5 protein-coding genes and 1 pseudogene are annotated in these 6,233 nt (G+C 72.3%); 2 read left to right on the top strand and 4 right to left on the bottom strand.

The genetic code is table 11. From position 1 onward, the window contains the following. The 4 genes and pseudogenes from E1265_RS38325 to E1265_RS32185 all read right to left on the bottom strand — a co-directional run. Window positions 1-247: pseudogene (locus E1265_RS38325) on the bottom strand (hypothetical protein); the annotation flags it as partial. Continuing rightward, window positions 240-1,043 carry a hypothetical protein gene (locus tag E1265_RS32195; protein ID WP_347877271.1) on the bottom strand — a complete coding sequence of 268 codons (804 nt, stop codon included), beginning with the start codon at window positions 1,041-1,043 and terminating at the stop codon, window positions 240-242. The gene E1265_RS32195 and the pseudogene E1265_RS38325, both read right to left, overlap by 8 nt. A gap of 8 nt (window positions 1,044-1,051) precedes the next feature. Further along, window positions 1,052-1,576, bottom strand: coding sequence for a phage tail protein (locus E1265_RS32190; RefSeq protein WP_132934496.1), 525 nt, complete (start codon window positions 1,574-1,576; stop codon window positions 1,052-1,054). Between the two features lie 73 nt (window positions 1,577-1,649). After that, window positions 1,650-3,497 (bottom strand): phage tail sheath C-terminal domain-containing protein, encoded by a 1,848-nt coding sequence (locus tag E1265_RS32185; protein ID WP_132934495.1) that lies wholly within the window; start codon window positions 3,495-3,497, stop codon window positions 1,650-1,652. Between the two features lie 443 nt (window positions 3,498-3,940). On the opposite strand from E1265_RS32185, the gene E1265_RS32180 reads away from it, so the two are divergent. Beyond that, window positions 3,941-4,828 (top strand): IclR family transcriptional regulator, encoded by an 888-nt coding sequence (locus E1265_RS32180; protein ID WP_132934494.1) that lies wholly within the window; start codon window positions 3,941-3,943, stop codon window positions 4,826-4,828. A 129-nt stretch (window positions 4,829-4,957) separates the two neighbouring features. Continuing rightward, on the top strand, window positions 4,958-6,233 hold a 1,276-nt coding region (locus tag E1265_RS32175), incomplete at its 3' end, for a glucarate dehydratase family protein (protein WP_132934493.1).

Below are 6,233 nucleotides of genomic sequence, written 5' to 3'. Positions count from 1 at the left end.
GGGTGGTGGGCGGCGGCGGAGCCGGGGGCGCGGGCGCCGCGGCCCCGACTGGCCGAGGCACGGACCCCGGCCCGGGGACGGGGGCGGCCTCGGGTGGCGCGGCCAGTTCCTCGATGTCGGGGGCTCCGAGGCGGGCGCCGTCCAGCCGTTCGAAAGGTCCCGGCAGGCGGGGGCGGACCCTGGGCGGCGCGGCCGCGGCGGCGCCGGCCGTGGTGCGGCCCACCAGGCGGGCGAAGAAGTCAGGCATCCGCACAGAGCTCCAGGTAGTAACGGCGGCGCAGCGGGCTGAGCGCCAGGATGTCGGCCTCCGACCAGCCATAGGCGCTGGCGAGCAGGTGGACGTCGAGCAGCGTGCCGTGGGCCCAGGCGTCGAGTTCGGCCCAGAGGTAGGCGGCGATGTCGAGTTCGGCCGCGGCACGGTGGCCGCACTCGGGGCAGGCGACGGCGAGGGTGATGTCGGCGCAGGGGTCGGCCGCGGCGGCGGCCTCGGCGATGCGGCGTCGCACGCGCTCGGGGAGCGGCTCGGGCAGCCGGTCGGCCGGCACCCGTGTCCCGTCGTGCTCTGCGGTCAGCACGCACCGCCGCAGCAGCAGCCGGCGGGCGTGCTCGGGCTCGACCGCTTCCTCGGCAGCGGCGAGGTCGCCGGTGGTGGGCAGCCGGAACCGCACGGTCCAGCCGTCGTCCTCCACGACGAGCGGCCCCTCGGCCGGCGGGCCGGCGGCGATCGCCTGGGTGGCGCTGAAGTCGAACTCCATCTCCTGTCCGCACTCCTCGCAGGTGACCCTGACGTCCATCCGGTCGCCGAACAGGGCGCCGCGCAGCGCGAACAAGTCGGCGTCGCGGCGCCCGACCGGCGTGGCCAGCAGTTCCTCGGTGCCGGCCCCCGGGCGGGCGGCCGAGTGCAGCAGCAGCGCCCGGCCGACGCCGCCGGTGGCGAGGCCGGCCTCCCAGACGGCCAGCAGCCCGGCGGCTCCCAGGCGTCCCTCCCCGGTCACCTCCCCGGCCGTCGCGACGGTCATCGCGACGGTCATCGCGTCGGTCATCGCGTCGCCTAGGCGGGCTGCTGGAAGGACGGCTCCTCGGGCTCGGGCACCTCGTAGTCCCGCTCCCAGCCCTCGCACTCCAGCTTGAGGCTCTGGATGGCGACGGCGTTGGCGTTGGCGTCCATCTCGCCGAGGATCTGGTACTCGCTCGGCCAGGCCCGGTAGACCTTGTGGACGACGGCCACCTGCCCGGCCTCGTTGAGGACCTGGATGGTCAGGTCCTTGCGGAAGTCACGCAGCGACACCTCGGCGCCGCGGCCGGCGCCGACCTGCCACACCTTGTTGGCCCAGCGGTCGAACTCCGGGTCGTGGGTGACGCCGCGTTCCAGGGTGACCGCCTCGAACTCGCTGCGTCCCGGCGACTTGCGCGGGGAGCTCGGGTCGCCGCCGTTGCGGTGCTTAACGACCTCGGTGGTCCGCTTCAGCGCGCTGATCTTGCTGATTCCCGCGACCACGCGACCGTCCCAGACCACGAGGAATTTGAAGTTCTTGTACGGATCGAATCGCTGGGCGTTCACGGTGAATTCGGCCATGCGGCTTCCCATCTCGATCTTCGGTCTCGGCTCAGGACTCGAGGCTCAGGACTCGAGGCTCAGGACTCAAGGCTCAGGATTCGAACTGCCCGGCGATCTGCTCGATCTTCACGATCACGAATTCGGCGGGCTTCACCGGGGCGAATCCCACGAGCACGTTGACGATGCCGCGGTTGATGTCGTCCTGCGTGGTGGTCGTGCGGTCGCACTTGACGAAGTAGGCGTCGCGGGCCGAGGTGCCCTGGAAGGCGCCCTGCTGGAACAGCGTGTGCAGGAAGGCGCCGACGTTGAGTCGGATCTGGGACCACAGCTGCTCGTCGTTGGGCTCGAACACGACCCACTTGAGGCCCCGGTAGAGGCTCTCCTCCAGCATCAGCGCGAGCCGCCGCACGGGCACGTACTTCCACTGCGAGGCCAGGGCGTCGGCGCCTTCCAGGGTGCGGGCGCCCCAGATCACCGGGCCGACCACGGGGAAGGAGCGCAGCGCGTTGAGGCCGAGCGGGTTGAGCAGCCCGTTCTCCGGGTCGGTCATCGGGACGGTGAGCGCCCGCACCCCGGAAAGCCGGGTCTCGATGCCGGCGGGCGCCTTCCACACGCCGCGCTCGGCGTCGGTGCGGGCGTAGACGCCGGCGACGGTGCCCGAGGGTGGGAAGGCGCGCAGCCGCCCGGTGAGCGGGTCGTCGAGTTCGAGGTGCGGGAAGTAGAGGGCGGCGTGGTCGCTGCGCACCGAGTCGAAGGTGGACAGGCCGGCGCGGGCGGCGTTGACGCTGGTCCAGGTGGCCGGGGCGTCGGCGATGAGGAACATCCGCTTCTCCTCGCACAGCGCCTCAGCCGCGGAGATCACGGTGACCATCTCGTCGAGCGAGGCATAGCCGGCGAGTTCGGGCAGCACCAGCAGGTTGACGTCGGCGACGTCGCGCAACGCCTGGATGCCGCTCTTGCGGGCCTCGCTGCCGATCAGGTCGGTGTAGCCGGGGGCGCCGCCGTCCTCGCCGCCCTCCAGGGCGAACACCGGCGGGTTGACGGACGCCTCGAGGCCGAGGTCGTTGGCGGCCTGGCCGACGAAGCGGACGACGTCGGCGGGGTCGCCCGAGCCGGCCACCACCTGGAGCCGGCGGCCGAAGGGGATGACGCGGGTGCCGGCGAAGGCGCGCCTGCCCGGCGCGTCGGGCAGCGAGCGCAGCTTGCGCTCGAGCAGCAGCGCGAGGTCGACGACGGTGGCCGGGGCGTCTCCGTCGTCCTCCGGGTCGTGGAGGGTGAAGGTGCGGGCGACGTCTCCGATCTTGACCTCGATCTCCTTGGCCAGATCGGGCAGGTCCTCGGGGAACGGCTTGCTGACCGTGCCGGTGGGGTCGGGGCGGCCCTCGGCGAGCACCGCGACGGAGACCACCGAGGAAGAGCCGTTGATCACGGTCTCGGCGAAGCCGGGCGTGCCCTCGCGGGTCGAGAGGCCGGTGTAGCTCTCGCGGACACCGCCCGCGGTGTCGGTGACCTGGAGGTTGAAGGTGGTGTCGGGCGCCGAGGTGTCCTGGTCGACGGTGACCCGAAGGCCCGTGCCCCAGCTGCCGGGGTCGCGGGCGGTGATCCGCAGCGCGTCGGCCCCGGTGCCGGCCTCGGTGGAGCGGAGCGTCGCGATGGCCGCGGTGCCGCCGCGGGCGGCGACGGCGCGGACGATCACGGCGACCGAGCCGCCGCTGAGGAAGAACTGGCGCACCGCGTAGCTGACGGGGCTGTCGGCGGCCAGGCCGCCGAACTGCCGCTCGTAGTCGGCGTAGCTCGTGATGGTGACGGGCCGGTTGACCGGGCCGCGGCTCGTGTGCCCGACGAACGCGGTGACCGAGGTGGTCACAGCGCTGATCGTGCGGACGGTACTCGGCAGTTCCTCGATGTACACGCCGGGATAAGTCGGTGCCGTCGGCATTCACCCCTCCATTCCCTCGGTGTTCCAAGCGAACAGGGGAGCGATTCGAGACCGCACGACCGGAGATCACCAGGAGGTGCCCACACCGGCACAGCGATCACCATTGCCCTCCCCCGCGGGCAACGGCCCGCAATGCCTGGTGTCGCGGTTCTCTTCACAGATTCTCGCCATGTCCCTGATTGGTCGTCAAGCCCCTGTGAAAGGGATCGGAGAATCAGGTAATGCACGGCACATTTGACCGAATTCCGGGGTTGACGCTTCTCGATCATCACAGGATCTCTGCCGCCTTTCCACCAGCAACGCACCGCGCGTCCCCGAAGCGCGTGCGGCGTCGCCCCCTCGGCGCCGGCGGACGGCGGCGGTAGCGTTGTCCTCCACCCGGGGGCGGTCCACCCGGCGGTCGGAACCCCGACGGCCACGCCCCTGCTGCCAGGAGGGGCCGGATGACCGCACCGACCGACCGCCACCACGACCGCGCGCCGGAGGGTTACGCCGCCGCCAAGCCGGCCGCCGCCGAGCCGACGCCGTCCGAGGAGCGGACCGGCGGGGTGCGTGAGGTGAAGTCCGCAGCGCGGACCCTTGAGCTGCTTGAGCTCCTGGCCGCCAGGCAGAACCGCCCGGCCAGGCTGCGCGAGCTGAGCGAGGCGCTCGGCATGCCGCGCAGCAGCTGCTACGCCGTGCTGCGCACCCTGACCAAGTACGGCTGGGTGCGCACCGACGCCTCGGGCACGATGTACGGGATCGGCATCCGGGCGCTGCTGGCCGGCACCAGCTATCTGGACACCGACCCCTATGTGCACACCGCCAAGTCAGTCCTCGACCGGCTCGGCGAGCACCTGGACGAGACGTTCCACCTGGGGCGCCTGTCCGGCACCGACGTGGTCTACCTGGTGACCCGGGAGTCCGGGCAGTACCTGCGGCCGCACAGCCGGGTGGGTCGGCGGCTGCCGGCGTACTCGACGGCGCTCGGCAAGGCACTGCTCGCCGGCCTCGACGACGCGGCCCTGGCCGAGCACCTGCCGGCCGACCTGACGCCGCTCACCGAGCACACCCTGACCGACCGGGCGGCGCTCGAGCGGGATCTGGCGGAGATCAGGGAGCGCGGCTGGGCGGTGGACCGGGAGGAGAACACCGTGGGGGTGAAGTGCTTCGCGCTGCGGCTGCGGTACGTGGAGCCGGCGACTGACGCGATCAGCTGCTCAGTGCCGCTGGCGCGCCTGACGCCGGCCCGCGAGGAGGACATCGTCACGGCGCTCGGCCGGGCCAGGGACAGCATCGAACAGGGCGCACTCTCCCTGGGGTTCGGGCCCTGGGGCGCGGAGGGGGGCTGACCGCCCAGGACACGCACCGTCTTCATCTCTAACCATTGTCCACCTATATAGACGACGCGTGGCTAGACTGCCCGCGTACCCGTCCGATCGCTGACGAGGCCGTCAGCTGCCGTCCGCCGGAGGGCCACGGTGCCAAAACGACCGACCCACGAGCCGCACCGCATCCGCGACATCCGGATCACGCCCGTCGCCTTCCGCGACCCACCCCTGCTGAACACCGTCGGCGTCCACGAGCCGTTCGCGCTGCGCGCCATCGTCGAGGTCACCACCGACTCCGGGCTCCACGGGCTCGGTGAGACATACGGCGACGCGGCCCACCTCGGCCGGCTGCGGACCATCGCCGCGCGGCTCACGGGCGTCGACGTGTGGCACGTCCAGGAGATCGCCCGCCGGACCCGTCAGGCGCTGGACGCCGACACCGGCGCCGGCGGACACGGCATGAGCGGCATGGTGACCGGCACCAGGACCGCGGACCGGGTGTTCTCCCCCTTCGAGGTGGCCTGCCTCGACATCCAGGGCAAGGTACTCGGCCGGCCGGTGAGCGACCTGCTCGGCGGCGCCGTGCGCGACCGCGTCGCCTACAGCGCCTACCTCTTCTACAAGTGGGCCGCCCACCCGGGCGCCGAGCCCGACGAGTGGGGCGCCGCGCTCGACCCGGACCAACTCGTGGCGCAGGCCCGCCGGATGGTCGACGACTACGGGTTCACCGCGATCAAGCTCAAGGGTGGCGTCCTCCCGCCCGAGGAGGAGGTGGCGGCGGTCCTCGCCCTGCGCGAGGCGTTCCCCGACCATCCGCTGCGCATCGACCCCAACGGCGCCTGGAGCGTGGCCACCTCGATCCGGGTCGGCAACGAGCTGGCCGGGGTCATCGAGTACCTGGAGGACCCCACCACCGAGATCGAGGGGATGGCCAGGGTCGCCCGCGAGGTGCCGATGCCGCTGGCCACCAACATGTGCGTGGTGGCCTTCGACCAGGTCAAGGCGGCCGTCGCCCAGGACGCGGTCCAGGTCGTCCTCTCCGACCACCACTTCTGGGGCGGGCTCGGCCGGTCCAGGTCGCTTGCCGCGATCTGCGACACCTTCGGGCTCGGCCTGTCCATGCACTCCAACTCCCACCTGGGCATCAGCCTCGCCGCGATGACCCACCTCGCCGCCGCCACCCCCAACCTCACCTACGCCTGCGACACCCACTGGCCGTGGAAGGACGCCGCCGACGACGTCATCGTGCCCGGCGCCCTGACCTTCGAGAACGGCTCGCTCGCGGTGCCGACCGGCCCCGGGCTCGGCGTGGAGCTCGACCGGGACGCGCTGGCACGACTGCACGAGCAGTACCTCACGTGCGGCATCAGGGAGCGCGACGACACCGGCTACTACCGCCGCGCGCACCCCGAGTTCGACCCCACCC

This window comes from Streptomyces sp. 8K308, assembly GCF_004348315.1.
GTDB lineage: Bacteria > Actinomycetota > Actinomycetes > Streptomycetales > Streptomycetaceae > Streptomyces.
The sequence above is the reverse complement of the archived record's forward strand: the minus strand, read 5'-3'. Positions and strand labels throughout refer to the sequence as shown.

What these genes read in the sequence shown, in the direction of transcription:
- E1265_RS32180 (WP_132934494.1), top strand. Translation starts at nt 3,941, where the DNA reads ATGACCGCACCGACCGACCGCCACCACGACCGCGCGCCGGAGGGTTAC.
- E1265_RS32190 (WP_132934496.1), bottom strand. Translation starts at nt 1,576, where the DNA reads ATGGCCGAATTCACCGTGAACGCCCAGCGATTCGATCCGTACAAGAAC.
- E1265_RS32185 (WP_132934495.1), bottom strand. Translation starts at nt 3,497, where the DNA reads ATGCCGACGGCACCGACTTATCCCGGCGTGTACATCGAGGAACTGCCG.
- E1265_RS32195 (WP_347877271.1), bottom strand. Translation starts at nt 1,043, where the DNA reads ATGACCGACGCGATGACCGTCGCGATGACCGTCGCGACGGCCGGGGAG.